The sequence below is a fragment of the Priestia sp. TSO9 genome (genome assembly GCF_021029645.1).
GTDB classification, from domain to species: domain Bacteria; phylum Bacillota; class Bacilli; order Bacillales; family Bacillaceae_H; genus Priestia; species Priestia megaterium_E.
In genome coordinates this window covers 1-447 of record NZ_JAJEKD010000036.1, presented here as the reverse complement: position 1 = coordinate 447, position 447 = coordinate 1, and the positions used below count along the sequence as shown (strand labels likewise).

Genomic DNA, 447 nt, shown 5'->3' with positions numbered 1-447 from the left:
ATATAATATGTCTGGTGGCGATAGCGAAGAGGTCACACCCGTTCCCATACCGAACACGGAAGTTAAGCTCTTTAGCGCCAATGGTAGTTGGGACTTTGTCCCTGTGAGAGTAGGACGTTGCCAGGCTTATATATTGGAGGATTAGCTCAGCTGGGAGAGCACCTGCCTTACAAGCAGGGGGTCGGCGGTTCGATCCCGTCATCCTCCACCATCGACTATTTAAGTCAGAGATTGCACGCCGGTGTAGCTCAATTGGTAGAGCAACTGACTTGTAATCAGTAGGTTGGGGGTTCAAGTCCTCTTGCCGGCACCATTTTTTTCGAGCCATTAGCTCAGTTGGTAGAGCATCTGACTTTTAATCAGAGGGTCGAAGGTTCGAGTCCTTCATGGCTCACCATTTATATTCACACGCGGGTGTGGCGGAATTGGCAGACGCGCTAGACTTAG

3 tRNA genes and 1 rRNA gene are annotated in these 447 nt (G+C 50.3%); all 4 read left to right on the top strand.

Annotated elements, in window-relative coordinates:
- The first annotated feature begins 10 nt into the window (after positions 1 to 10).
- The 4 genes from rrf to LJC66_RS27420 all read left to right on the top strand — a co-directional run bounded on the left by rrf (position 11) and on the right by LJC66_RS27420 (position 397).
- Positions 11 to 126: ribosomal RNA gene (gene rrf / locus LJC66_RS27435) — 5S ribosomal RNA — on the top strand.
- A gap of 9 nt (positions 127 to 135) precedes the next feature.
- A tRNA-Val gene (locus LJC66_RS27430) sits at positions 136 to 211 on the top strand.
- Between the two features lie 26 nt (positions 212 to 237).
- Positions 238 to 313, top strand: a tRNA-Thr gene (locus tag LJC66_RS27425).
- Between the two features lie 8 nt (positions 314 to 321).
- Positions 322 to 397 (top strand) — tRNA-Lys (locus tag LJC66_RS27420).
- Positions 398 to 447 lie beyond the last annotated feature (50 nt).